Raw genomic sequence first — 25,484 nt, 5'->3', positions numbered from 1 at the left:
TGTCAGATAAAAGGTTATTCTGATACTATCCTATGGCAACACTCACTAAATGTCAAAATGTTCTTTCAAGGATTTATCAATAATTAGGTTCAAAACAGGAAATTTTGATTTTAAAAAAATATGTGGAGAGCAGCAAAAAGAGAGCAGAGCGTCTACTCTCTTTATCTCTTAACGTATTTTACTTAACAAAGATCACCAAATGATAACACGATCTTCCGGCGCACGCCACATTGGGTCCCCATCTTTGATGTTAAATTCTTGGTGGAATTCATCAAAGTTGGTCAAGGTGACATTGGTGCGGAGCTTGCCAGGTGCGTGAACATCAACACTTGCCATCATCTGCATGAATTCCTGACGAGCCTTCATACGCCAAATAGTCGCAAAGTTGATGAAAAAGTCACGCGCAGAGAAATCATCTTCTTTCTTGGCAGCTTCCAGCGCACAGGCCACACCACCCAAATCTGCCACGTTTTCAGAAACGGTGAGCTTACCATTGACCTTAGCACCGTAAGAATCCAAGCCGTCAAACTGGTCAACAATCTTGTCTGTGCGTGTTTGGAAGGCGGCATAGTCTTCCTCAGTCCACCAATTGTTGAGACTACCATTTTCATCAAAGGATGCTCCGTTAGTATCAAAGGCATGAGAAATTTCGTGAGCAATTACTGCACCGATGCCACCGTAGTTAGCTGATGAACTTTGCTCCAAGCTGTAAAATGGCGCTTGCAGAATAGCCGCTGGAAAGACAATTTGGTTTTGCTGTGGATCATAGTAGGCATTGACCATGTGGGCTGGCATGTGCCACTCGCTGCGGTCAACAGGCTGGTTCCACTTGCTCCAACTGTAAGCAATAGAAATTTCTGATAACCGTTGTGCATTTTCAATCAAAGAAAGCTTCTCGTCAATGATTTTCTTAGCATAAGTTTCTGGCAATTTCTCTGGATAGCCGATGTGCGGTGTGATGCTATTAAGTTTGATAATAGCTTTTTCACGAGTGGCTGACGCTAACCAATCAGCACTCGTCAAGCGAGATTTATAGACATCAATCATGGTCGCAACCTTGTACTCCACATCAGCTTTAGCTTCGGGCGAGAATTTTTGGCCTGCATACCAGAGCCCCAAGGCTTGGCTGTAAGGTCCTTGCGCTAGATAGAAGGCTGCTTTCTTCTTGTCCATAGCCTGCGGTGTACCTGACAGCGCACGACCATATTCGCCTGACAAGATACGAATATCATCCGTCAAGTAAGCATTCCAAGAAGTTACCGCTGACAAAAGCAAATCAGCCTTGAGCAAGTCCCAATTGTCTTCAGAGTAGTATTCAGCTGCAAAATCTGTCCAAAAACGTTCTTCAGGAACGATGACCTTGTCAGGAATCTGCCCTAAAATTCTTTCAAAGATAGCATTCAGAGGCAACTCTGGCGCTAATTTTGTGAAATCAGCCCAGTCGTATGGATGGTAAAGTTTGACATATTCAGAACCTTCTTCACGGGATAGGACAACCTTGGCCAACTTAGCATCTAGGGCAATAACCTTGTCTAAGATATCTTTGATATCAGCTTCAGTAAAGCCAAATTTTGCTAGAAGTTTTTCTTCTTGAGCACGCCAGAGGCTAAGCAGCTCCTTGCCTTTTTCATTATCGTCAGCGTAATAAGTTGTATCTGGCAAAATGATGCTTGGTGCCTCAGCCCAGAGGACGTTGAGTTGAGCATTCATGAAGTCTGGTGAGACACCAAAGGGCATAGCGTTTGGTTTACCAGCCAATTCATAGTCAGCAATACGCGTAGCAAATTCCGCAAAAGAAGACAAGCCCCTGTACTCCTCAATCAAAGGCAGCACCGGTTCTACACCGACAGTCTCACGCTTGTCGTAGTCAGCTATCATTTTGTGAAATTTGATAAAGTTTTGCAGCACCGCATCTTGGGGTACATTCTCACCAGCCAACCACTGGTCAGTCGTCTTTAGCATCAAATCCTCAATCTCATCAGCGAGATCTGAAAAACCACCTGTACGCGGCTTATCATCAGGAATAACAGCTGTCTTAGCCCATTCCCCATTAACCGCATCGTAAAAATCATCTTGATATCGTGTCATCATTTTACTCCTTTTTGTTGTCTTTTTTCATTGTAACAAAAAAATATTAGAATTGCTTTTTTGAGACTATTTCCTATCGTTTTTATTTATTCGAAACAATTTTTTATTTTTGATATAATAATGACAGCACTTTCATAAGGAGAATAGAATGGAAAATTTAGTTCAATACAAATGGGCTACCCTAGGAACTGGGGTCATTGCTAATGAATTAGCTCAAGCTTTGCAGTCACTAGGCGGCAACCTCTACTCCGTTGCTAACCGTACCTATGATAAAGGTCTAGCGTTCGCTCAAAAATATGGCATTCAAAAAGTTTATCAAACCATTGATGAGGTATTTGAAGATCCTGAGGTAGATATTATCTACATCTCAACCCCTCATAATACCCATATTAACTATCTAAGAAAGGCCTTGTCAGCAGGAAAGCACGTCTTTTGCGAAAAGTCTATCACGCTCAATTCAGAGGAACTGGAAGAGGCTATCGCGCTTGCCGAAGAAAACCAAGTCATTCTTGCTGAAGCGATGACTATTTTCCATATGCCTATTTACCGCCGTCTCCGCGAACTGGTCCAATCACAGGCCTTAGGTGATCTAAAAATGATCCAAATGAACTTTGGAAGCTATAAAGATTACGACATGACCAATCGTTTCTTTAATAGAAATCTAGCTGGTGGAGCCCTCCTTGACATTGGGGTTTATGCCCTATCTTTTGTTCGCTGGTTTATGTCTGAAACGCCTGATCAAATCAGCTCTCAAGTAAAGTTAGCACCAACTGGGGTTGATGAACAGGTGGGAATTTTATTAAGTAATCCCAAAGGAGAAATGGCTACTATTGCCCTTACCTTACACGCTAAACAACCGAAACGCGGTACTATTGCCTACGATAAAGGCTATATTGAACTTTATGAATACCCTCGTGGTCAAAAAGCCATCATCACCTATACAGAGGATGGCCACCAAGACATCATTGAAGCAGGAAGCACTGGCCAAGCCCTCTCCTATGAGGTCCAAGATATGGAAAAAGCTGTCGCTGGTATCGAAAATGAGATGCACCTTGCTTATAGCCAAGATGTGATGGCTATCATGACCAAACTCAGAAAAGACTGGGGACTAGTCTATCCAGAAGAAGAATAACTGTATCCACTGATGAAAAGCTATGAAGAAATATGATTAAGCTTGATATTATCTACGAAAAACTTTATCAGACTTACGGCCCGCAACATTGGTGGCCTGCAGATTCTGATCTTGAAATGATGATTGGAGCTATATTGGTTCAGAACACCAGCTGGGTTAACGTAGAAAAAGCCCTGAAAAATTTTGAATCCTTTAATGGAGCCGCTATCTTAAACTTATCATCAGACGAACTAATAGAAAAAATTCGTCCAGCTGGATTTTTTACACGTAAATCTCAAACTATCCGCAATCTCCTGCTATGGTTCCAAACTTATAACTATGATAAAAAGCAATTGAAAATGAAAACGACAGAAGAATTACGACGAGAATTACTATCAATCAGCGGTATTGGTCCCGAAACCTGCGATTGTATCCTGCTTTACTGCTTTGAGCGGCCCGTTTTTATTGTTGATAGTTACCTTAAACGTCTCTTATCCAGATGCGGATATCCCCAGATGACCACTTACAATCTCATTCAAGACTATGTGGTGGCTCAGTTGCCGCAAGATGTCCAGCTATTTCAAGAGTTCCACGCCTTGATTGTCACCTACGGTAAAACCTACCTAACTCCTAAAAGAATCATTACTAATGATCCCCTTTTTCATTCTCAATGAAGCTAAAAATATCTCCACACTTTTATATTAGTCATAATAAGTTATAGTCTTTTAGGCTGATTTTCATACGATGTAACAGATTATAGCATAGCAGATCCAAAAGCATGAAAGCCCACTTATAGCTAGCCTCCAATCATTATCCAACTAGCTTGCACAATCATTAATACAAAAAGGCTTAAAACCTACTTGATAGTAACCATAGGTTTCAAGCCTTTTTTGGGTATTTTAATGTATTTAGTTCTCTTTATTTTTTAAAATAGCAAGGGTTTGATAAGGTTTGAGGGTGATCTGATCTACTAAAACAGTGTCTTTATAGTTGCTAATCAGAACTTGACCTGAAGCATAATCAGCTAGGTCAAGGGTTACTTCTTCAGCAAAGAAGTTGTTTAGGACAAGGAGCTTCTCGTCACCAAGTTGACGCTCAAAGGCGTAGACTTTATCATTATCTTTGTAAGCGGCCTTGTAGTCACCTTGAGCAATCAAGGGCATCTCCTTTCGAAGTCTAATCAACTCTTGATAGAAGGTGAAGATTGGACCACTTTTCTCCTTAGCTACATTGATGTCTGGATAAGATTTGCCAGCTTTTAGCCAAGGTCTTCCAGTCGTAAAACCCGCATTTTGGCTAGCATCCCATTGCATAGGGGTCCGTGCATTATCACGTGACTTAGCCTTGATAATACTAAAGGCTTCGGTTTCTGACTTTCCAGCAGCTATCATTTCTTGATAAGCATTGATGGACTCAACATCCACGTAGTCTGCCATGGAATCATAATCTGGATCAACCATCCCAATCTCTTCCCCCATATAAATATAAGGCGTACCACGTGACAAATGAATGCTGGCAGCTAGCATGGTTGCCCCTTCATTGCGGAAGTTTTTTATATCCACAAAACGATTAAGGGCACGTGGTTGATCATGATTGTTCCAGAAGAGGGCTGACCAGCCGTTGCCCTCACTCATACCTTCTCCCCAAGTATGGAAGAGTTTTTTCAACTCTTCAAAATCGAAAGATTGGAGCGTCCACTTTTGTCCATCTTTGTAGTCAACTTTCAAGTGATGGAAGTTAAAAGCCATAGACAACTCCTCACGCTCAGGAGCAGTGTAGAGAATACAGTTTTCAATCGTTGTGGCAGACATCTCCCCAACCGTCATAAAGCCTTCTTCTTTTCCAAATGTCGCCTTATTCATCATCTTAAGATATTCGTGAGTAATCGGACGATCTGTATAGGCAGGTTTACCATCATTAATCGAGCAATCTTTCAAGACTTCATCCTTACCAATTAAGTTAATCACATCAAAGCGGAAGCCCTTAACCCCCTTATCTTTCCAGAAATTGATAACTTTAAATAGTTCTTCACGGACATGAGGATTGCGCCAATTGAGGTCTGCTTGAGTAACATCAAAAAGATGAAGATAGTATTTTCCCGTATCACCAAATGGTGCCCAAGCATTACCACCAAATTTCGAAACCCAATCTGTCGGTTCGTCACGCAGAATGAAGAAGTCTTGATAATATTTGTCCCCAGCAAGAGCCTTTTGAAACCACTCATGTTCTGTTGAGCAATGGTTTAACACCATATCCAGCATAAAATCAATATTGTGCTTACGACCAACTGCTATCATTTCCTCAAAATCAGACATCGTTCCGAAATCTGGATTAACAGCAGTGTAGTCAGACACATCATAACCATTATCACGTTGCGGACTTGGATAAAATGGATTGAGCCAAATCATATCAATACCCAATTCTTCAAGATAAGGCAATTTCTCAATGATACCTCGAAGGTCACCAACACCATTACCTGTTGTGTCTTTATATGATTTTGGATAGATTTGGTAAATAACTTTACGTTTATCGATTGCCATTTTTGTCTCCTTTTTTCTGTATTATGAACTCATCAAGCTCGTCAGCAGAGCCATTTATTGACACACTTTCTGCTTACTGTCCTAAATGTATCAAGTCCAGCAACGGTGAACTGGACTTGATGACTTTACTATAATTTACGTGCTTGGAACAAGTCCTCACCACGTTTGATAGCTTTTGGTAAATCTTTCTCTGCAATTGGTAAGAAATTATCTTGATTAGTAATGATGACAGGTGTTTCAACTGGAAAACCTGCTGCCTTAATAGCTGACATATCAAAGCTAATCAATTTATCACCAGCTTTAACCTTATCCCCTTGAGATACATGGGCTTCAAAACCTTTACCATCAAGACTAACAGTGTCCATACCGATGTGCATCAAGATTTCGACACCATCTTCCGAGACTAAACCAACTGCGTGTTTTGTTGGGAAGAGTACTGAAACCGTTCCGTTAACTGGAGCAACCAGTTCCCCTTCACTTGGTTCAATGAGAACTCCTTGTCCCATGACACCTTGAGCAAAAACAGGGTCTTTTGCAGTTGATAGATCTTTAACTTCACCACTAAGCGGGCTAGTTAAGGTAACAACCGCTCCTGCTGCCAAGCCACTTTCTTCAACAACTGGCTCTTGAAGTGGAACATCAAGTACAGCATCTTCTTCCGCCTTAGCAAGAATACCAGCTTTTTTAAAGAAGACTGTCAAAACAAATGGAATGACGATAGCTACTGCCATACAAAGGAAGAAAGCACCCATGTATTTCACGTTGATAGATAGAAAACCAGGCAAACCACCAATACCGATAGCATTAGCTTGAACATTGAATGTTGTAGAGAGAAGGCCTGCAATACCAGAACCAATCATTCCGGCTACGAATGGATAAACGTATTTGACATTGACCCCAAAGAGGGCTGGTTCTGTAACACCGAGATAAGCTGAGATAGTTGCGGGAAGTGAAATTTGAGCTTCTTTTTCATCGTGACGGTGCATCCAGTAATAACCGAATACTGCTGAACCTTGAGCAATATTTGAAAGAGCAATCATCGGCCACAAACCAGTGGTATGAGTACTTGTATCAGCTATCAATTGTGTGTCAATAGCATTGGTCATATGATGAAGACCAGTAATAACAAATGGAGCGTAAAGAGCACCGAAAACTGCACCAAAGAGCCATTTTAGAGAACCCGTCAAGCCAGCAAGAACAATAGCTGAAATCCATTTACCGATTGTCCAACCGATAGGACCGAGCACTGTATGAGCAAGAATGATAGCTGGAAGCAATGACAAGAATGGTACAAAAATCATTGAGACCACTTCTGGAATATGCTTACGCCAAAAGATTTCAAGATACGATAAGCTGAGACCTGCTAGCAATGCTGGAATAACTTGAGCTTGGTAACCAATTTTATTAACAGTGAAGTAACCAAAATCCCAGACCCAGTTTTTAGCAATTTCTGCTGATGAAGTATTTGCAACATCATAGGCATTTAAGAGTTGTGGTGATACCAAACAAATCCCTAAAACAATACCTAGAATTTGTGAGGTCCCCATCTTACGAGTAACCGACCAAACGATACCAACTGGTAAGAAATGGAAAATAGCTTGGCCTGGTAACCACAAGAATGAGTTAACCCCGCTCCAGAATTGAGAAACCTGAACAATCGTATTGTAAACAGGGTCACCATTGGCATCAAAAACAGGTTTTCCATTCTCCATGGCTTGACCTAGGGCTTGAAAAGGAACTCCCTCAAGGATGTTACGGAAACCGAGAATCAATCCACCAACAATGATAGCTGGGATGATTGGCGTGAAGATTTCAGCCAACATGGTCAATACACGTTGAATAGGATTTTGATTTTGTTTAGCTGCAGACTTGGCTGCTTCTTTAGAAACACCTTCAATTCCAGATACAGCTGTAAAATCATTGTAAAAAATAGGCACATCGTTACCAATGATAACTTGGAACTGACCGGCATTGGTAAATGTTCCCTTTACTGGTGAAAGGCTCTCAATTCGTTTAACATCAGCTTTCTTGTCATCATTTAAAACAAAACGCATGCGTGTTGCACAGTGAGTGACCGCTGAAATGTTTTCTTTGCCACCAACTGCTTGCAACAGTTCCTTAGCATCATTTTCAAATTTTCCCATAATACTTTTCGGTAAAAACCGTCTCCTTTATTCATTAAAAATCAGCTAGCTTCATTTACAAGTCTATTGTAAGCGATTTTTTATTTGTATGCAACTTGTTTGGTGGAATTTAGCTGATTTTTTGTTAAAATAAAGTTAGTTGTATGCAAAATAAAAAACAAATTTAAAGGAGTTCCTAAAATGAAAAAGTATGAAGTCATTTTTAAAGCTTTAGAAAAGCAAATAATCAACAATCAGTACAAGGTCGGAGATTATCTCCCCACCGAAAAAGAATTGACAGATAGCTATCAGGTTAGCCGCGATACCATTCGAAAAGCTCTCCAACTCCTAACCGAAGCTGGCTACATCCGAAAAATTCACGGCTCTGGCTCTCAGATAATCAAGCATGACCAAATTAATTTTCCTGTTTCAGAATTAACAAGCTACCAAGAGCTGGTTCAGCAGCAAGGGCTCCAATCAAAGACCAACGTTATTGCCATTGACAAATTAATCGTTGATGAAAAAATGGCAAACTTAACAGGCTTTGAGGCTAATAAAATCATTTGGCGTGTCATTCGCCAGAGAGTCGTTGATAATGTGGCTTCCGTGCTAGATATAGATTATCTGGATAAGGCACTTGTTCCGCAGATGTCTCGAGAAATATCTGAGCATTCCATTTATGATTATCTGGAAAAACAACTTCACTTAGACATCGCCTATGCCAAAAAGGAAATCACCATTGACCAGATTAATGACCGAGACAAATTACTCCTAGACCTTGGTAACGAGCACCATCTAGTCTCAGTCAAATCTAAAGTTTATTTGGCAAACAATCAGCAATTTCAATTCACGGAAAGCCGCCACAAGCTGGAAAAATTCAAGTTCGTAGACTTTGCCCGCCGTAAAAAATAACACCCCCAACCTGTTATAGTTGGGGAGAATTTTTATCTTTCGATTCTGGTTGATAAGCATTATCAATAATCAAGTTAAACTCAAAAGCACCTGCCTTAATTTATTAGTCTTCGCTTCTATAGCGATAGAAAACAGACCAGAAGATGAGTAAGAGTATAAAGAGTAGCACAGCGATAAATGGTGAAACCAAAATTGGTTTAACCTGACTGGCATCTGATGTCACACGAGCTGTCTTAGCTTTATTAGCAATACGATGACCACGTACCAAGAGCCTATGAGAATTGACTCCGTAAGGTGTACAAGTAACCAAGGTCACATAATCTTGATTTGGGTCAATCGCTAGCGCCGACACGTCATCAGGCGTTACGGTCAAAATCTGGTCGACCTCATAAGTCAGCGTCTCATCCATAACCTGAATGAGGAAGGTATCTCCCTCCACCAGCTGGTCAATATCCGTAAAAAGCTTGGCCGATGGCAAGCCACGGTGTCCAGAGATTACGGCATGCGTGCCCTGACCACCAACTGGCAAAGACGTTCCAGGGATATGCCCAATAGCCACCTGCAAGATAGCATCGTCCGTCCCGTGATAGATAGGCATTGTAGTGTTGAGCTTGGGGATTTCTACATAGGCCATAATACCAGCATCTGTGACATTCAAGACTTTATTATAGGCAGACTTCTGCTCAGCTGACAAATTTAAATCAGGGATAACTCCTTGCGGCAAGGACTGATTATAAGCACGCGCAGCATCCAACATCTTGTCTGTCTCTTCTTGGGACATGTCCTCAACTTTCTCGACATAACCTGCGACAGCTTTTGACTGGTGGAAAGAATTCCAATAATCACTCACCGTTGGGTACAGCAGTAGGGACAGCCCAATTAGCAATATAAAGACTAATAAAAAAGTGGTCCAATTTTGTTTTAGTTTATCTATCATTAATAGAGCTCTCCTTACTGTTGTCAAAAGAAAGAGGTAGCCAAGGCTACCCCTCACCTTATAACAACAGAAATTTTTCTGTTAAGCTTGATTAAGCTTCCATACGTTTTTTAGTAATAAGAAGGATACCAGCACCAAGAACTAAGATAGCACCAGCAATGTAAAGCATTGTAGTACCAACGCTACCAGTTGAAGGAAGGATAGAACCTTTCTTATTTTGAACTTCAGTCGTCAATGAACCAGCATTTTTATCCGAAGTGAATGTGATTTCACCATTTGCAGCAACACCATTAAGCTTAGTCAGTTGTGGAGCATCAGATTCTGTATCATGTTCTGCTTCTACAGTGAAAGTAATATCAGCGATAGTGTTATAACCACTTGGTGTAGTTGTTTCTGAAAGTTTGTAATCACCATCATCAAGACCAGTAAATTCAAATGAAGTTGCTTCACTAGCAGAGATTACTTTAACTTGTTTCCATTCACCATTAACTTTCTTGTAAAGTGTGAAACCTGCACCTGCCAAGGCTTTATTATTTTGGTCAACTTTGTTTACAACTGTTTTGTATGTAAATACGATTACAGTATCTTTTGGAGTTTTACCAGTTTCAGTTGGTGGTGTTGGAGGAGTGGTTGGTGGTGTTGTTGGAGGAGTTCCAGGTGTTTGGTTACCGTCACCTGAGTTATTAGGGTTGTTAGAGTAGATCAATTCAACTTTATTAGGGTTACCAGCTGAACCGATAACAGCATTTTCATTAAGAGTTGCAGTGTATTCTACAACAATTTTAGAATTTTTATCAACAGTAGCAGCACCGTCAACAGCGATTTGTTTCAAATCTTTAATAGCAAATGAAGAACCATTTTCTGCTGCGTAGAAGTAGTTAGTTACTTCTGTACGTTCAGTACCATTTACCACATAAACTTTAGCATCTTTGTTATAAGTCAAACCAGCTGAAAGTTCATCTGAGAAGTTCAAGTAGTATGAGTTATAAGAATCGTAGTTATCTGGCAATGTAGCAGTCAATTGGAATGGTACTTTATCATTGATATCATGGTCAGCTGAATCTTGCCAGTCTGAAGTAACACCAGTTGTGTCGTTAGTATCTTTGACTTTTTTGACAACAGTTGGAGTACCAACCTTAGGAGTCATGTTAGTATCTTTGATAACTTTAAGAACATAAGCTGATGTAGCATCATTTTTATCTTTGATGAGGTAGTAACCAGCTGCAAGACCAGTGATGGAAGCTGAACCTGTACCTGCTGGTGCACCTGTCAGGTAACCATTGATTTTAGTAGCAAAGTTTTTAGCTTCTGTTGAATTGTCAGTTGCTTTTGACAATGTCTCAGCTACTGTACTTGCATCTCCAAGTGCAGTTTTACCTGCATCAGAAACATTAGCACCCCATTGAATATTACCGAGTTGTCCATCAGAACCAAGACTACCAGTAAAGATTTGATAAGCTTCATAGGTATGACCTGATACCGGTTCGTTGATAGTTAAAGTATAACCATCAGCCAAGGCTTTACCACCTGTGAAGGCAGCAAAGACTGCGACGATTGTCGCCAAGATTAATTTTAATCTTTTCATATTAAGTCTCCTTAAATAAATTTTGTTAACGATAATTAGTGTGCACTTCTTTGAGTACGGTTGATAAAAGGTATTCTGCTTTATCTATAAGCCTCACCACCTTTACCAGCAGTCTGGGAAGTCATCATAGCTGACCTCCTGACTGATATTTTCTGAAGGCTTGGTAGCCTAATACATAGGCTGCTGTAACCGCAAGAGCTATACCCGCTGCCATCAAGCGTTCAATACCACTACCACCTGTCTTAGGCAAGTTATATTCTTTTTGAGCCTTGTTGGTAATGGTAATTGTGCCACTTGTAGCCGTTACATCACTAGCATTCACTGAGCTAGCAGCACTATTTGAGTAAGTAGCCTCATAACCTGCAACTTTGTCTTCTTCAACAAAGTAGGAATAATGCTCCTCATCATCACCCGATGTTGGTAGATTATCAAAGGTCGTTGACCATTTACCACCGTTGTAAGCAATAGTTCTTGTCTCAATATCAACTGGCGTTGAATCAATATCTGATACACGTTTCAGATGAACCGTAACTGTGCCTGATGTTCGTTCAGCAGCCGAACCATCTGCATTCTGCCATTTCTTATCAACCGTAATTGATGTAGTAGGTGGTAATTGTTTATTAGTCACATATTCTGACTTACTTTGTTTCGCTAAATTGACAGCTGAAGATAAGTCCGTCAAATTACCAAGATTTAATGGAGCTGCTCCTGTTTCAGAGAAGTAGAAATAGTAACGTTCAGGATTAGTTGGTAATTTATATCCCGATGGTGCTTGAACCTCTGTCACATAGTACAACTTATTATCTTCAAGTGGTTCAATAGTATTTGTTGCTTCTTTTCCATCTTTCGTGATATGAAGCGTTCCATCTGCTGCTGTTTTATAAGTTGCGACAACTTTATCCGTACCATTCTCTCTCACTTCAAAGACAGCATTTGGCAACACAATGGCAAAGTTATCCAAATCAACCTTGGTTAATTTGAAATACTTTGTTGTCTGTGCGGTACCGCTTGTTGACATTTTTTGCCAGGTATAGCTTACTGTGTTTTCTGTTTCACCAGTCTTGAAGCCACTAACTTCAGCAGTGTTTTTTACAGAAAGGTCCGTTTTATCATCTGCGGCAACTTCTCTTGAAACAGTATAGCTGTACTCTAGTCTCAATTTTTGCTTGTTAGGAACAGTAAGTTTGAGAACACTCTTATAAAGACCACTACTATCTTTCGTTTTCTCCACTGTCCAAGACCATTGACTCTTATCAACCTCTTGATTATTGGAATCGTATAATTTAACTGACTCCTGCTTCAAATCATAACTCAGATTGGTTAGCAAGTCTTCTTGATATTCTAGCGTATCAGTAACTGTATAGCTAGCCTTTCCTGCAGCCAAATCCTCAGCATATGGATTAATATCTAGCTTATAGTTAACTTCACGGTTATCATTACTCCAAGAGCCACCTTTAGAGATTTTTTGAGCGGGTTTGACAGTAATCTTCTGCGTATGATCATCTTCACCAGCAGGACTACCATCTAAAGTTGCAGAAGCTTTATTTGTATAGGTCTTGGTGATTGGGCTATCTAATGGGGCTAAATCTGTTTCAAAGAAGAATCCTGCATAAAGCATACCTGTGTTATTCAAGATTTCTTTTAGAGTTTTACCATTTTTAGCTGTGAAAGTGACGTTAACCACCCCAGTGCTATCGATAGTACCTGAAACACTAATATCACTTCCATATCCTCCTGCCCAATGTGGATTATCCCAATATATTTTTCCACCGGAGACTGCGAAATCTCCACTATTCAAACTAGAGGTTTTTTCACCATATCTAAAGCCAATCAATGATAAACCAGCAGGTGGCGTATCTGTAATGGTAACTGTCTTCGTATCGTCATTCAACTTTACCTTGACAATCCAATAAAGATTACCGCCCCTCTCAATCTCATGTTCGGTATCGTTCAAACTGTACTCATAATTTTGACCATCCCATGCATACTTATCACCATCCATCTTGAAGACTTTCCCTGTCTCCTCATATTTGTAATCAGCTGTTTTGGTAAAACCATTACTTGATATGGTATTAGTAAAGTATATGACAGTGGACTTGTTAATCGTTGACTGGTAGTCCAGAGTAATGTTTGATCCTTGATAGTCTTTTAACAGTCTAAACTTATATTTGCTATATGTTTTATCTGCACTAATCTGGCTATAAGGGGTGTACTGCCATGTAGAATTCCCTGATTCCCAAATGGAAAACTCAAAATTTCCTGAACCAAAGGCAGAGACCAATTTAGCATAGACAGCATCTAGTTGATCTTTGGTAAAATAATGTTCTCCATTATTGGTATTATCTTGTCCGCGTAAAATATCTTCAAATTCTGCACCAGCAGGGATTTTTCCACTTCCAGGCATCTTAATAGTTGACTTCCATGTTAGAGTCTTGATATTTGAATCCGCAGTAGCTTCCATCTTTTCAAAGCTCTTGTCCAGTCCACCTGTGTCACCTTTACCACCTGTTACTGTATCCGAAGTAGAGGAATTTTCCCCGTTATCAGTAATCGTTGCTGTATTGGTAACAGTTTTCGCCGCTTCTCCCCATTCGTTGGGCTTTTCACCAGCATCGGTCGTGTAGGTAATGGTATAGACATTGGTATTTCTAGTTCCATCCGTCGCCGTGAATCGATAGCCTGTGGACGTTCTAATCGCTCCTTTGCTTGGCGTGATTTTAACATCACTTGCCTGAGCAATCATGGTGTCTTTCAGTTCTGCACCAGCAATATCATTCTTGTTTTCATTGACAGTAATGGTCCATTTAATCTTGTTGGTGTCTTTATCATAAGAACCAGACTTACTAATTTTATTGCGATAAACTTCTAGTTGGTTATCCTTGTGTTGATTAGGAATATCTGGCGTTGTGAGATCTAACCCATTCCCAATATTAGTTGATTTACCTGCTGGGAAACCTGAAATTTTATAGCGATAAGTTATCCTATATTTCTGATTAGCGCTCAGTTTAGGAAGTTGAGTCGTGAATTTTCCGTTCGAATAATTAAGATTAGTACTATTTGTTAGATCAGCTGTTATTCCGTTACTATCAGTTCGAATGACAGATGATTTTTCAAAACTTTCAATCTTGAACCCATCAACCTTTAATGTGTCTGTCAGATTGACAACATCTTTGCTCCCCTTATTTGAGTAAACTTCAACAGTATAATTTAAGTAAGCATTATCACCATCATAAGTGACATTCCCCCACTTATTACTAGAAACATCATACTGTGCTTGTTGTGGCTCTTCTTTCTTTTCTATCTTATCCGAAGGAACCGTGATTGTCACCTTGTCTGTAAATGGAATTTCATAATTACCTGTTTCTTTTCGGTAGGTTTCACCGATTGTGGCAGTATATTTTAAATCACCATAGACCTTATCACCAGCATTGGCAAGGTAGGAGTCTAGGAAACTAATGACAATATATTTCTTCCCATTTTCTTGAACAAAACGATACTTATAGGCATCTCGTGCCCCATCTTTACCGGTATACTCTTGGTTTTCGTTGACATTTGTCCAAGTGGTATCTTGAGGTAATTCAATGGCATATGACTTGGTCTTATTAAGTTCAGTCTTTGGAATATCATAATCTAATTTAAACTCTGTTTGTAGTGTTCTGCTACCATCACTGTGGAGTGTTTCTGTAGTAGTTCCTTGGAAGCTACCTGAAACAATATAGGGTTTGAAATCTTCATAAGCTACTCCAGCAATCGTATATGGAGAGAAACTAGCCGTTTGGAAATCGACTTGTGTAACATTCTCTGCACCGTCTTGCTTGATTTCCGTAGTCTTATCAGAGGTTAAATCCTCAACTTGATTGACATCATTGTCTTTGAAGTGATAAAGTTTCCAACCTTCTTGTAAGTTTGAACTTTCAACAGCATTCTTGAAATTCATGGAAACTTTGACTTCTTTACTAGGTTCTACTTCTGCGCCAGCTTCATTGACAAAAGAAATGTCGTAAGAATAAGATGAAAGTAAGCTTTGTTTGCTATCATTTAGGACATCTTGAATCTTATTTGCGAGTGACTGATTGTCCGTGATAGGAGTAACCTTAAGGGTCACCTTTTCTGAGAAGGTTCCTGCCTCGTAGTCAACCTTAACCGTCACATTATCCGCGTCTGCAGTCTGACTACCAGCCTGTGTCACATCCTCAGTCGAACTATCTGGAGTTGAAACTTCTTTACTACTGGGGTCTTGGCTGACAGAGGCCGAAGGACTAGCGCTTGACTCTGTCGTACTTGTCGAACTTTCGGTTATAATAGAGGAAGGACTGGACTCTTGAATGACTGAGCTACTAGAGCTTGAGGTCAAGGTCAGAGCAGGTAGTACCAAAACATAAGTTGTACAAAAGACAACTACGATTGATAAGACTAAACCAATCCTTGCCCAAACATTATCCTTGATTTGCTGCTTAACCAGAGCAGCTAACTTTTCTAATAAACGTTTCATAACTCTCCTTTCTGACTTAGATTCAAATCACAAAAATTAAAAACCATTATCATTACCTTACAAAGATTTTCTTTTTACTAATGACGATAAGTCCTTAGGTAACAGAATAAGTTATTATGACTTAGTGAACCTATTAGAGCTTATCTACTTTAGCAGATGGTCTTTAACCAACTAACTTATCAAGTCCACTTTGCAGACAAGCCTTTACAAGTTTAATATTTAACAGCTGCATTGGCAAAAAAGTATTTAAAGCTGTAGTTCCCTGTATTCTCTTTTGCCAGACTGTCGCTTACTAAGTGGAGGGCTATTTAACCACACTCCAGCGCGTCAATGGCCAGATACGGAAGGTCAATCTACCAACCAACTGCTCATCACCAACTGTGCCGACTGCCGTATTACGCGAGTCAATGGAAACACTGCGGTGGTCACCCATGACAAAAATTTTGTCATCAGGAACTTGGTAGGGAAGCTTGATGTTGGTTTCACCATAAGCCTTCTCACCTTTGGAGAGATAAGGTTCTTTAATCTTCTTACCATCTACACTGACGTTCCCTTTTTTATCTATATTAACCCATTGACCAGAGGTAGCAATCACGCGCTTGACCAGAACCTTGTTATTATAGTAAAAGGCAATGACGTCACCGCGCTTTAGCTTTTTAGCATTGACGGATATAACCATATCCCCAGATTTTAAGGTTGGGGTCATAGAGTTCCCATAAATTTGTAGAACTGGCAACCATAAAGTGGCAATCAGCACCGCTGCAGCTGCAACAGTGATTAGCGTAAAGACGGTACTCTTTAAAGTACGACGGTAGCGCTGCCGATATTTCATTTTCGCCAACTCTCTAGACATGACTTCAGCTTTAGGGAGGTCAGCTAAGGTTAGCTTAGTATTATTTATTTTTTCACTCTTCTGAGATTCTGTTCTCATGATGAAAAATTCCTGTCTTCTTTATTTTTTAAGTCCTGAATATTGGTTAGATATTGATCAGCTGCCTTTTGTGCAGCTTCAAAGATACCATTCAACTCCAGAGCGGCCTCAGCGATAGATCCTGCCTTAGCAATCTTTATTTCCTTGTCATCTAATGCTGAGCGTAGCGAGTTGACCTCTGCTTCAAGGCGCTCAATTTCCTGTGCCTGAGAGACTAGCAAATCTAGCAAATCTGTTCGACGTAATTTTCGTAATTGTTTTTCGTTCACAGCTCCCTCACATTCCATTCATACTTTACATATCTGCTTATTATTTTTTCTCTATATAGTTGTTTTATTTTACACTTTTATTACGAAAATATAAAATAAAATGCTCACAACTCTTTTGACAACGTTTTCTTTTGGAAAACAAACCCAAATCTAATACAATTTACAAAGTAATTTAACCCTTTTTTATCATTTTATATCAAATTAATCTTTTATGCAATATTTTTTTAAAAAAATAAACTTTTTCATTATTATTGTTTACTAAGGTTAAAAATTATCAGAAACTTATTTATCCAACAAGCATTCTATTTATTGTATTTTACGTACCAATCCTATAAAATAGTAAAGTAAGAAAGTTTAAAGGACTTGCATAATATCTATGAAAAAGATTATCAACCACTTGACGACTCTGATCATCCTAGCAGGTATTATTGTCATTAGCTATCCTGTTATCAGTCAAGTCTACTACAACTACCAAACCAAGCAAGATGTCAATGACTTTGGTAAGGCTGCCAAGCAATTGACATCAGAAGAAGTTAAAAATCGCTTTAATCTTGCTAAAGACTATAACGACTCACTTAAGAACATCTCCATTTCTGACCCTTACACGGAGGAAAAATTGGAGAGAGGGAGAGCTGAATATGCTCGCATGTTGACGGTCCATGAAAAGGTAGGAACCATATCCATCCCTAAGATTGATGTCAATCTTCCTATCTATGCAGGCTCTAGTGAAGAAGTCCTGCAAAAAGGTGTAGGGCATTTGGAAGGCACCAGTCTGCCAATCGGTGGTAAATCAACACACGCTGTTTTAACAGCGCATACCGGTCTGCCCAGTGCACGTCTCTTCACCGACCTTACCAAGGTTAAAATGGGAGATAAATTCTTCATCCAAAACATCAAAGAAACCATTGCTTATAAGGTTGATTCCATTACCGTGATTGAACCGACCGATTTCGACTCGCTGACCATTGTTCCTGAAAAAGATTATGTGACTTTGCTAACTTGTACCCCCTACATGATTAATTCCCACCGTCTCTTGGTTCGTGGTCACCGTATTCCTTATAAGGCTAAGGATGCTCAGGTAAACAACTCAATTACTCACATTTCCGTTCCACCGCTTTATCTCGCTGTCTTCGCCATTATCCTTATCATTGTTCTCATTTCGATTTGGAATAGATGGAAAAATCGCAAAGCAAAGAAAGAACAAGCCCATGTCAGCAAATCATAAATCTAAAAAATTGATGAGAATTACCTACCGTCTCCTCATCGCCATCGGTCTACTAGCAATAGCTTACCCTTTTGTTAGCCAAATCTACTATCAGTATGTCACCAAACAAGAAACCAATCAATTCGACAAAGATGCCGCCAAGCTAACGCCACAAGATATAAAAGCTCGAATTGAACTGGCTAAAGCTTACAACAGCACCCTAACACCTGCCAAAATTGGTGACCCATTTACCTCTAAGGAAAAAGAAGGCATCGCTGAGTATGCGCGCATGTTGCAAGTGGCGGAAAAGATTGGTTACATCACCATTCCAAAGATTAACCAAAAAATCCCCATTCGTGCAGGAACCAGTGAAACCGTCTTACAAGACGGAGCTGGTCACTTGGAAGGAACTAGTCTTCCTGTTGGTGGAAAAAGTACTCACACTGTCATTACAGCTCACCGCGGTTTGCCTTCAGCCAGACTGTTCACAGACCTGGATAAATTAAAAGTAGGCGATGTCTTTTATATCACTAATATTAAGGAAACCTTGGCTTACAAGGTCAATCAGATTCTTACAGTAGAACCCAATAATTTCAATCCTATCCTGGTCAGCCCTGGGCATGATTATGCCACACTCTTGACCTGCACCCCTTATATGATCAATTCCCACCGACTCTTGGTTCGTGGGGAACGAATCCCTTTACCAAAATCGCAAGCTAAGAAAAAAACACAGATTCACTTCTTCCAACAATACCGTTGGTTTATTATTCTTGTCCTCATTCTACTAATCATGATTATCAGTTACCTAGTATTCTATTTAGTCTGTAAGAAAAAGGTTAGTGAGGTTTAGAATGATGAAAAAGAAACAAGTTATTGGTCTCCTGATTCTGCTAACCGGCATTATAATCCTAGCAACTCCTTTTAGTTTCATGCTTAAAGACGATTGGACACAGTATAAAAACGGGAAAGCCTACCAAATTTACCAGAGCAGACAGGCCAGTCAATTAGAAAAGAGGCGACAAGCGCTAGAAGATGCTGAAGTTTCTTCTAACGGTGTTCAAGACATCTTTCGTCAGGATAAGACCGAAGCAGCTAAACAGATTAGTCCTTACTCCAGTATCTTTGATACCAATAAGATGGTTGGACGCATGTCTATCCCTGTTTTGGGACAAAATTTTGATCTCTACCTTGATGCAGATTATGAGAAACTTCTAAAAGGAGTGGCGACCTTGGTTGGTACATCTGCCCCTCTTGGTATCAAGGGGCAACGTCCAATCATCGCTGGGCACCGTATTAATTATAATGGCATGTCCTTCTATTTCCTACCATCTTTAAAAAAGGGCGACCGCATTTATATCAGCATTCTTGATCAAAACCTGGAATACGAAGTCACAGACAGTCAAATCATCGGAGAATATGAAACAGAAAAACTGGCTCCTATTTCTGATAAGGACATGATTACACTGATGACTTGTGTAAACGCGCCAAGCTATAATCAACGCTTGCTGGTCAACGCTAAACGTGTTACATCTAATTCAAGTAATCACCCTACAACAGCTGGGCTGGGAGAATTTATCAAAAATAAAAAAGTTCCCTTTAGCTTCAAGCTCCAAAGATTACTTCCTTATCTCATTGTCCTCATCTGTCTTCTTGGTCTTCTATTCTTTGGAAGAAAACTTTGGCAAGTATTACACAGTAAAAGCACTAAAGAAGATGCTCGATAATCAAATGAAAACAATCGTGTGGTTCGATTGTTTTTTATGTCTTCAAAAATTGAAAATGGTAAAAAGAGCTGAGTTTACTTCTCAGCTCTTCATCCATTGATAATTTTTTGATCTTCACAGCTAGTTGAAACAGGAGAAAACAGAGTACAACCCCATTTTCATCTCCAAACTTGGTCAATGACTCCCTTAACTAAAGCCAATTTTTCCACTGATCGTCTTCTATGATAAGATTGCCCTCTTGTGTTGAGTCAAAGCTTAAGCCAATAGAGATTATATTAAACCATAAAAGACATTTGGGATTCTTTCGAAAATAAATTAGACAGAGTCCGAAACTAAGCATTAAATGATAAGATCAGTATTTTTCACTCCAAATATTTCCATTTTCTCTATCATAACAAAAATCAGCCCGAAAGCTGATTTTATCTATTAGTCTTCTTTCAATTTAGCCAATTCTTGTGCCAAGAGTTTGAGGGCAACTTGCGGATTAGCTTGACCCTTAGTGGCTTTCATAAGGAAGCCTGTAAAGGCCTTGTCAGCATTGCGTTTGCCTGACTTAAAGTCGGCGACCGCTGCTTCATTTTCGGCAAAAACTTGATGAATGATTGGAATAAGCACAGCTGGATCTGAAATTTGTACTAATCCAGCTTTTTCAACATATTCACGAGCAGAGCCTCCATTCTTAGCCAAGTGAACAAAGACTTTCTTAGCAATTTTAGATGAGATAGTGCCATCCTCAATCAGTCCAATCATTTCAACTAGATTTTCTGGTGTAAGACTGATTTGTTCAATTGTCTTAGATTCACTGTTGAGGAATTGGGCTACTTCACCTTGAAGCCAATTGGAAACTTGCTTAGCATCGCCACCGAGGCTGACAGCTTTTTCAAAGAAATCAGAGGTTGCTTTAGTTGCTGTTAACTGACTTGCATCATAGGCAGATAAGTTAAGCTCAGCCACATAGCGAGCACGGCGGTCTTTGGGAAATTCAGGCAAAGTTTGACGGACTTCCTCAATCCATTCATCAGATACCTCAAAAAGTGGTAGGTCTGGCTCTGGGAAGTAACGGTAATCTGCTGCTCCCTCTTTGACACGCATGAGGATCGTTCCCTTATTAGCTTCATCGTAACGACGGGTTTCTTGACGAATTTGACCTCCACTGCGTAGAATTTTAGCCTGACGAGCCACCTCAAATTCTAGCCCTTTACGAACATTGTTGAAGGAATTAAGGTTCTTCAACTCAGTTTTAACACCAAATTCTTCTTGACCATAGGGGCGTAGGGAAATGTTGGCATCCACGCGCATGGAGCCTTCCTCCATCTTGACATCAGAAATACCCGTGTATTGGATGACTTCTTTGAGAGCCGTTAAGTAGGCGTAAGCTTCCTCAGGTGAGCGCATGTCAGCTTCCGATACGATTTCAATCAAAGGCACACCTTGACGATTGAGGTCAACGTAAGAGTAACCGTCTGTGCCGTGAGTATTTTTACCAGCGTCTTCTTCCAAATGAGCACGTTCAATGCGAATTTTCTTAGTTGAACCATCCTCTAACTCCACTTCAATCCAGCCATTGTAACCGATTGGTTCATCAAATTGAGAAATTTGGTAAGCTTTAGGATTATCAGGGTAGAAATAATTCTTGCGGTCAAAGTGCATGTGCTGGTGAATATCCATGTTAAGTGCCAGCGCAGCCTTGATTCCTGCATCAATAACACCCTTGTTCATGACAGGCAAGACACCTGGAAAAGACCAGTCAATCACATTCGTATTGGCATTTTGATCGTTACCAAAGTGGGTAGAAGTTGGTGAGAAAATTTTGGAATTGGTGTTAAGTTCAACGTGAACTTCAAGTCCGATAATCGTTTCAAAATTCATTACCTGTCACCTCCAAAAATAATAGGTTGTTGTTTGTGGTAGTCAGTCGTTGCTTCAAAAGCTGCTGCCGCTTGGTAAATGGTACTTTCTGAATATTTTGGACCAATCAACTGTAAACCAACTGGCAAGCCTTGGGCAAAACCAGCAGGAATGGAAATACCAGGCAGTCCAGCTAAGTTTACTGGAATGGTCAAGATATCTGCTAAGTACATGGCAACAGGGTCATGATTGAGCGAATCCAAATCATAGGCCACACTTGGTGCCGTTGGTCCTAAAATCAAATCGTAATCCGCAAAGACTTTCTCGAAGTCTTGGATAATCAAAGTACGTACAGCACCAGCCTTTTTGAAATAAGCATCGTAATAACCAGATGACAAGCTGAAGGTCCCCAACATAATACGACGTTTGACCTCATCGCCAAAGCCTTCAGAACGAGTATTGATATAGATGTCATCCAAGTTTTGGTAATTTTCCGTGCGATAGCCATAGCGGATACCATCAAAGCGCTGCAAGTTTGAAGAAGCTTCAGATGAGGCGATAATGTAGTAGACCGCCACACCGTACTTAGAATGAGGAAGGCTGACTTCCTCAACCGTCGCACCCAATTTTTCAAACTGTTTAGCCGCCTTGAGAATAGTTTCCTTAACCTCAGGGTCAATCCCTTCACCAAGATATTCCTTAGGAAGGGCAATCTTCATGCCTTTAATGTCTTGACCAAGTTTGGCTGTAAAGTCCGTATCCTTGCCAAAAGCTGATGTAGAATCCTTGGCATCGTACCCTGCAATAACATTGAGCAGCTGAGCATTTTCCTTAACCGTTTGTGAAAGAGGACCGATTTGATCCAAGGAGCTACCGAAGGCAATGAGACCAAAACGCGACACACGACCATAGGTTGGCTTGAAACCAACCACACCATTGAAGGAAGCGGGTTGACGGATAGAGCCCCCAGTGTCAGAACCTAGTGACAAACGAACTTGACCAGAAGCAACAGCTGTCGCCGAACCGCCTGATGACCCACCAGGAACCTTATCTTGATTCCAAGCATTTTTAGTTTTCTTGAAAAAAGAGGTTTCAGTTGATCCCCCCATGGCAAATTCGTCCATGTTGGTTTTACCGATGACAATCATGTCCTTGCTATAAAGCTTTTCAACCGCCGTCGCATCAAAAATCGGCTCATAGTTGTAGAGCATTTTTGATGCTGCTGTGGTCAAGATACCCTTGGTTGAGATATTATCCTTGACCGCCAAAGGAATACCAGACATCACATTATCAGCATCAATCCCTTTTTCATCAAGAGCCTTGGCTTGTGCCAGTGCAGCTTCTTCAGAAACAGTAATGAAAGAACCAACTGCTCCTTCACGCACCTTAATATCGTCAAGAGTTGCTTGAGTCAATTCTGTTGCTGAGATTTCTTTCTTGACCAGAAGATCGTGCAACTCATCAATTGATTTGGTGTTAAATGACATTAGGCATCTCCTCCGTCTTCCAAAATAGCTGGTACCTTGATATAGTAATTTTCAGATTGTGGTACGTTTTTAAAGAGCTGGTCGCGGTCTGTCCCCTTTTCAGCTACATCTTCACGTATAACTGTCTTGCGATCTGCCATAGTCGTGGTAATGGGCACACCCGTCGTATCCACTTCGTTTAACAGCTCCACCATGTCAACGATTTTCGACAAAGTCGTCGCAAATTCTGCGGTTTCTTCTTCAGAAAAAGACAACTTGGACAAATTCGCGACATGACGAACTTCTTCTTCAGAAATTTTCATGTTTAAGATACCAAGAACACCAAACTCTCCGTTTGGGTTCAATTCCTTTCTTCTCCTATAAGTTTACATAGTCCCTAAGATTATACCACAAATTCAGCGCTTAGGCATGACTAGCTTCCTAAATTGAAAAAGTTTCCAGCCTCAACTGAAAACTTCTCTCTCATTTACTCAATCACTTTTGCCCCAAGGACATTTTGGAAATGACCGAGCGCGAATTGGTGATTTTCTTTGGTCAAGCTGGCAACCGCTGCAGCTGGGATTTCAATGTCATAACCCAGATTATAGGCATCAATGGCTGTGTGTAGGACACAAATATCGGTCAATACACCAGTCAAAACGACTGTTGTCACACGACGCTCCCGCAAACGAATATCCAAATCTGTTCCAGAAAAAGCTGAATAATGACGCTTGTCCATCCAAAACACGCGCGAATTATCTTTGATTTTTTCGTAAACATCAGCCAGTTTACCATATAAATCACGGCCACTAGTTCCTTTAATGTTGTGAGGTGGGAAGAGCTTAGTCTCTGGATGAAATTCATCTCCTTCATCATGCCCATCAATGGCGAAGAAAATATAATCCCCGTCACCGTAAGCTTTCTGTGTGATAGCTGCAATAGCCTCTTCGATCGCTTGGGCTGGTTTGCCTGCTGTCAGCTTACCATCGTCAGCCACAAAATCATAGGTATAGTCAATAGAAATCAGTGCCTTAGTCATGTCTCCTCCATTCTAGAGAAAAAGAGGCTGGCAATGCGTCTCAGCCTCTTTTGATGGTCAATCTTATTTGTATTCTTTTAACTTATCAAAGATACCTTCGTTGATAACTTTGAGGTAAGTTCCCTTCATTCCAAGCGAACGGCTTTCGATAATACCTGCCGACTCCAGCTTGCGGAGAGCATTGACAATCACCGAACGAGTGATACCGATACGATCAGCAATAACAGAAGCTGTCAGGCGTCCTTCCTTGCCATCAAGCTCACCCAAGATAGCTGAAACAGCCTTCATCTCAGAATAAGAAAGGGTATTGATGGCCATGTTAACCGCTGTCTGCTTACGAATGGTTTCTTCAAGATTTTCTGTTTGCAAGTTTAGCAATTGAATACCAACTACTGTGCTAGCAATCTCAACCAAAATCAGATCGTCGTCGTCAAACTCATGGTCATTGCGCCAAATAATCAGCGACCCTAAGCGCATTCCGCCACCATAGATAGGGGCGATAGTCGTCAGACCATCAGGATAAATATCTTTAGATTCAACAGGAAAAATCGTCAAATCATTGCTGACAGGCAAGTTGGCTTCAGTGTCATAAACGCGACTAGCAGCCTTGACATAAGACTCTGGGAATTGTTTGCTTTCGAAAAATTCTTCAACACGGTCAGTGTTGGTTTTGTACTTCATAGCATAACCCAAAAGAGTACCGCCACCATTAATAATACAAGCATTGCAATCAATGATATCTGCCAATTGCGCCGCCATTGTGTTGTATGGTAGCTCATCTTCCAAGCTATTCACAGAACGCTGCAAAATGGAAGTGATTTTTCTTGTTTTTTGTAATAAATTTGGCATGTTCTCCGTCCTTCGTATAGTTTGCGATACAATTATAACAAAGGAAAGGGCTTTTTGCAAATAATTATCAGAAAATTATCTATTTTTTTGACAATTCCCGCGTTGTAAAATGAAGTGCAACAAAAAAGACATGTTTGTCTGATATACTAGAATTCCCCAACTCAGTATAGAAAGCAGATGAACATGTCCACTAATCATTCTACCAAAAAATCGTTATATTCACACCTTTCAGCCTCTGAACGCGGAGAAATCAGCGCCTATCTCAAGATGGGCAAGAACCCCTCTGAGATTGCTCGTCTGCTTGGGCGTCATCGCTCAACCATCAGTCGTGAAATCAAACGAGGAAGTGTTTCTCAGGTTCAAGAT

At 40.4% G+C, this 25,484-nt stretch carries 20 protein-coding genes; 7 read left to right on the top strand and 13 right to left on the bottom strand.

Features of this window, described 5'->3' with window-relative positions; translation table 11 throughout:
* Positions 1-192 precede the first annotated feature (192 nt).
* Positions 193-2,088 carry a M13 family metallopeptidase gene (locus A3GS_RS0102060; protein WP_018363766.1) on the bottom strand — a complete coding sequence of 632 codons (1,896 nt, stop codon included), beginning with the start codon at positions 2,086-2,088 and terminating at the stop codon, positions 193-195.
* 148 nt (positions 2,089-2,236) lie between these two features.
* Here A3GS_RS0102060 and A3GS_RS0102055 point away from each other — a divergent pair, with 148 nt between their 5' ends.
* Both A3GS_RS0102055 and A3GS_RS0102050 read left to right on the top strand, forming a co-directional pair.
* Positions 2,237-3,220: a Gfo/Idh/MocA family protein gene (locus A3GS_RS0102055; RefSeq protein ID WP_018363765.1), complete on the top strand. Its 984-nt coding sequence runs from the start codon at positions 2,237-2,239 to the stop codon at positions 3,218-3,220.
* Between the two features lie 32 nt (positions 3,221-3,252).
* Positions 3,253-3,873 carry an endonuclease III domain-containing protein gene (locus tag A3GS_RS0102050; protein WP_018363764.1) on the top strand — a complete coding sequence of 207 codons (621 nt, stop codon included), beginning with the start codon at positions 3,253-3,255 and terminating at the stop codon, positions 3,871-3,873.
* A gap of 234 nt (positions 3,874-4,107) precedes the next feature.
* Here the strand turns inward: A3GS_RS0102050 and treC are convergent, their stop codons facing one another.
* Together treC and treP are read right to left on the bottom strand one after the other, a co-directional pair.
* Positions 4,108-5,739, bottom strand: coding sequence for an alpha,alpha-phosphotrehalase (treC, locus tag A3GS_RS0102045; RefSeq protein WP_018363763.1), 1,632 nt, complete (start codon positions 5,737-5,739; stop codon positions 4,108-4,110).
* Positions 5,740-5,867: 128 nt separating this feature from the next.
* Positions 5,868-7,883 carry a PTS system trehalose-specific EIIBC component gene (gene treP / locus A3GS_RS0102040; protein WP_018363762.1) on the bottom strand — a complete coding sequence of 672 codons (2,016 nt, stop codon included), beginning with the start codon at positions 7,881-7,883 and terminating at the stop codon, positions 5,868-5,870.
* 180 nt (positions 7,884-8,063) lie between these two features.
* Between treP and treR the strand changes: the two genes are divergently transcribed.
* A complete protein-coding gene (gene treR, locus A3GS_RS0102035) occupies positions 8,064-8,774 on the top strand; it encodes a trehalose operon repressor (protein WP_018363761.1) in 711 nt (236 codons plus the stop codon).
* Positions 8,775-8,877: 103 nt separating this feature from the next.
* Here the strand turns inward: treR and A3GS_RS0102030 are convergent, their stop codons facing one another.
* The 5 genes from A3GS_RS0102030 to A3GS_RS0102010 form a co-directional block, all read right to left on the bottom strand.
* The gene (locus tag A3GS_RS0102030) at positions 8,878-9,711 is read right to left on the bottom strand and encodes a class C sortase (protein ID WP_018363760.1); all 834 of its coding nucleotides are present in this window, start codon (positions 9,709-9,711) and stop codon (positions 8,878-8,880) included.
* A gap of 91 nt (positions 9,712-9,802) precedes the next feature.
* Positions 9,803-11,296 carry an isopeptide-forming domain-containing fimbrial protein gene (locus tag A3GS_RS0102025; RefSeq protein ID WP_018363759.1) on the bottom strand — a complete coding sequence of 498 codons (1,494 nt, stop codon included), beginning with the start codon at positions 11,294-11,296 and terminating at the stop codon, positions 9,803-9,805.
* Between the two features lie 124 nt (positions 11,297-11,420).
* A complete protein-coding gene (locus A3GS_RS0102020) occupies positions 11,421-15,788 on the bottom strand; it encodes a Cna B-type domain-containing protein (RefSeq protein WP_018363758.1) in 4,368 nt (1,455 codons plus the stop codon).
* Between the two features lie 304 nt (positions 15,789-16,092).
* Positions 16,093-16,719, bottom strand: coding sequence for a signal peptidase I (gene lepB / locus A3GS_RS0102015; protein ID WP_018363757.1), 627 nt, complete (start codon positions 16,717-16,719; stop codon positions 16,093-16,095).
* Positions 16,716-16,988: a hypothetical protein gene (locus tag A3GS_RS0102010; protein ID WP_026216236.1), complete on the bottom strand. Its 273-nt coding sequence runs from the start codon at positions 16,986-16,988 to the stop codon at positions 16,716-16,718. The genes lepB and A3GS_RS0102010 overlap by 4 nt, the downstream gene beginning before the upstream one ends.
* 376 nt (positions 16,989-17,364) lie before the next feature.
* On the opposite strand from A3GS_RS0102010, the gene A3GS_RS0102005 reads away from it, so the two are divergent.
* Genes A3GS_RS0102005 through A3GS_RS0101995 form a run of 3 tightly spaced genes read left to right on the top strand, consistent with a single transcriptional unit; the run spans position 17,365 to position 19,916 of the window.
* A complete protein-coding gene (locus A3GS_RS0102005; RefSeq protein WP_018363755.1) occupies positions 17,365-18,213 on the top strand; it encodes a class C sortase in 849 nt (282 codons plus the stop codon).
* Positions 18,197-19,042, top strand: coding sequence for a class C sortase (locus A3GS_RS0102000; RefSeq protein WP_018363754.1), 846 nt, complete (start codon positions 18,197-18,199; stop codon positions 19,040-19,042). Before A3GS_RS0102005 ends, A3GS_RS0102000 begins: the two co-directional genes overlap by 17 nt.
* A 1-nt stretch (position 19,043) precedes the next feature.
* A complete protein-coding gene (locus A3GS_RS0101995; RefSeq protein WP_026216234.1) occupies positions 19,044-19,916 on the top strand; it encodes a class C sortase in 873 nt (290 codons plus the stop codon).
* Positions 19,917-20,342: 426 nt separating this feature from the next.
* Here A3GS_RS0101995 and gatB read toward each other — a convergent pair whose 3' ends face one another.
* The 5 genes from gatB to codY all read right to left on the bottom strand — a co-directional run bounded on the left by gatB (position 20,343) and on the right by codY (position 25,118).
* A complete protein-coding gene (gene gatB, locus A3GS_RS0101990) occupies positions 20,343-21,785 on the bottom strand; it encodes an Asp-tRNA(Asn)/Glu-tRNA(Gln) amidotransferase subunit GatB (RefSeq protein WP_018363752.1) in 1,443 nt (480 codons plus the stop codon).
* Positions 21,785-23,251, bottom strand: a complete 1,467-nt coding sequence (gene gatA, locus A3GS_RS0101985; protein WP_018363751.1) for an Asp-tRNA(Asn)/Glu-tRNA(Gln) amidotransferase subunit GatA — start codon at positions 23,249-23,251, stop codon at positions 21,785-21,787. Before gatA ends, gatB begins: the two co-directional genes overlap by 1 nt.
* On the bottom strand, positions 23,251-23,553 hold the full coding sequence (gene gatC, locus A3GS_RS0101980; protein ID WP_026216233.1) for an Asp-tRNA(Asn)/Glu-tRNA(Gln) amidotransferase subunit GatC: 303 nt from the start codon (positions 23,551-23,553) through the stop codon (positions 23,251-23,253). Before gatC ends, gatA begins: the two co-directional genes overlap by 1 nt.
* 164 nt (positions 23,554-23,717) lie before the next feature.
* Positions 23,718-24,269 (bottom strand): cysteine hydrolase family protein, encoded by a 552-nt coding sequence (locus A3GS_RS0101975; protein WP_018363749.1) that lies wholly within the window; start codon positions 24,267-24,269, stop codon positions 23,718-23,720.
* Between the two features lie 63 nt (positions 24,270-24,332).
* The gene (gene codY / locus A3GS_RS0101970; RefSeq protein WP_018363748.1) at positions 24,333-25,118 is read right to left on the bottom strand and encodes a GTP-sensing pleiotropic transcriptional regulator CodY; all 786 of its coding nucleotides are present in this window, start codon (positions 25,116-25,118) and stop codon (positions 24,333-24,335) included.
* A 183-nt stretch (positions 25,119-25,301) separates the two neighbouring features.
* Between codY and A3GS_RS0101965 the strand changes: the two genes are divergently transcribed.
* Positions 25,302-25,484 (top strand): helix-turn-helix domain-containing protein (locus A3GS_RS0101965; RefSeq protein WP_018363747.1); only part of this gene is annotated, 183 nt, incomplete at its 3' end.

Source organism: Streptococcus caballi DSM 19004, from assembly GCF_000379985.1.
Taxonomy (GTDB): Bacteria; Bacillota; Bacilli; order Lactobacillales; family Streptococcaceae; genus Streptococcus; species Streptococcus caballi.
The sequence above is the reverse complement of the archived record's forward strand: the minus strand, read 5'-3'. Positions and strand labels throughout refer to the sequence as shown.

What these genes read in the sequence shown, in the direction of transcription:
- lepB (WP_018363757.1), bottom strand. Translation starts at nt 16,719, where the DNA reads ATGAGAACAGAATCTCAGAAGAGTGAAAAAATAAATAATACTAAGCTA.
- codY (WP_018363748.1), bottom strand. Translation starts at nt 25,118, where the DNA reads ATGCCAAATTTATTACAAAAAACAAGAAAAATCACTTCCATTTTGCAG.
- treR (WP_018363761.1), top strand. Translation starts at nt 8,064, where the DNA reads ATGAAAAAGTATGAAGTCATTTTTAAAGCTTTAGAAAAGCAAATAATC.
- A3GS_RS0102050 (WP_018363764.1), top strand. Translation starts at nt 3,253, where the DNA reads ATGATTAAGCTTGATATTATCTACGAAAAACTTTATCAGACTTACGGC.
- A3GS_RS0102060 (WP_018363766.1), bottom strand. Translation starts at nt 2,088, where the DNA reads ATGACACGATATCAAGATGATTTTTACGATGCGGTTAATGGGGAATGG.
- A3GS_RS0102020 (WP_018363758.1), bottom strand. Translation starts at nt 15,788, where the DNA reads ATGAAACGTTTATTAGAAAAGTTAGCTGCTCTGGTTAAGCAGCAAATC.
- A3GS_RS0101995 (WP_026216234.1), top strand. Translation starts at nt 19,044, where the DNA reads ATGATGAAAAAGAAACAAGTTATTGGTCTCCTGATTCTGCTAACCGGC.
- A3GS_RS0102030 (WP_018363760.1), bottom strand. Translation starts at nt 9,711, where the DNA reads ATGATAGATAAACTAAAACAAAATTGGACCACTTTTTTATTAGTCTTT.
- treP (WP_018363762.1), bottom strand. Translation starts at nt 7,883, where the DNA reads ATGGGAAAATTTGAAAATGATGCTAAGGAACTGTTGCAAGCAGTTGGT.
- A3GS_RS0102055 (WP_018363765.1), top strand. Translation starts at nt 2,237, where the DNA reads ATGGAAAATTTAGTTCAATACAAATGGGCTACCCTAGGAACTGGGGTC.
- gatB (WP_018363752.1), bottom strand. Translation starts at nt 21,785, where the DNA reads ATGAATTTTGAAACGATTATCGGACTTGAAGTTCACGTTGAACTTAAC.
- gatA (WP_018363751.1), bottom strand. Translation starts at nt 23,251, where the DNA reads ATGTCATTTAACACCAAATCAATTGATGAGTTGCACGATCTTCTGGTC.
- gatC (WP_026216233.1), bottom strand. Translation starts at nt 23,553, where the DNA reads ATGAAAATTTCTGAAGAAGAAGTTCGTCATGTCGCGAATTTGTCCAAG.
- A3GS_RS0101975 (WP_018363749.1), bottom strand. Translation starts at nt 24,269, where the DNA reads ATGACTAAGGCACTGATTTCTATTGACTATACCTATGATTTTGTGGCT.
- A3GS_RS0102000 (WP_018363754.1), top strand. Translation starts at nt 18,197, where the DNA reads ATGTCAGCAAATCATAAATCTAAAAAATTGATGAGAATTACCTACCGT.
- A3GS_RS0102005 (WP_018363755.1), top strand. Translation starts at nt 17,365, where the DNA reads ATGAAAAAGATTATCAACCACTTGACGACTCTGATCATCCTAGCAGGT.
- treC (WP_018363763.1), bottom strand. Translation starts at nt 5,739, where the DNA reads ATGGCAATCGATAAACGTAAAGTTATTTACCAAATCTATCCAAAATCA.
- A3GS_RS0102025 (WP_018363759.1), bottom strand. Translation starts at nt 11,296, where the DNA reads ATGAAAAGATTAAAATTAATCTTGGCGACAATCGTCGCAGTCTTTGCT.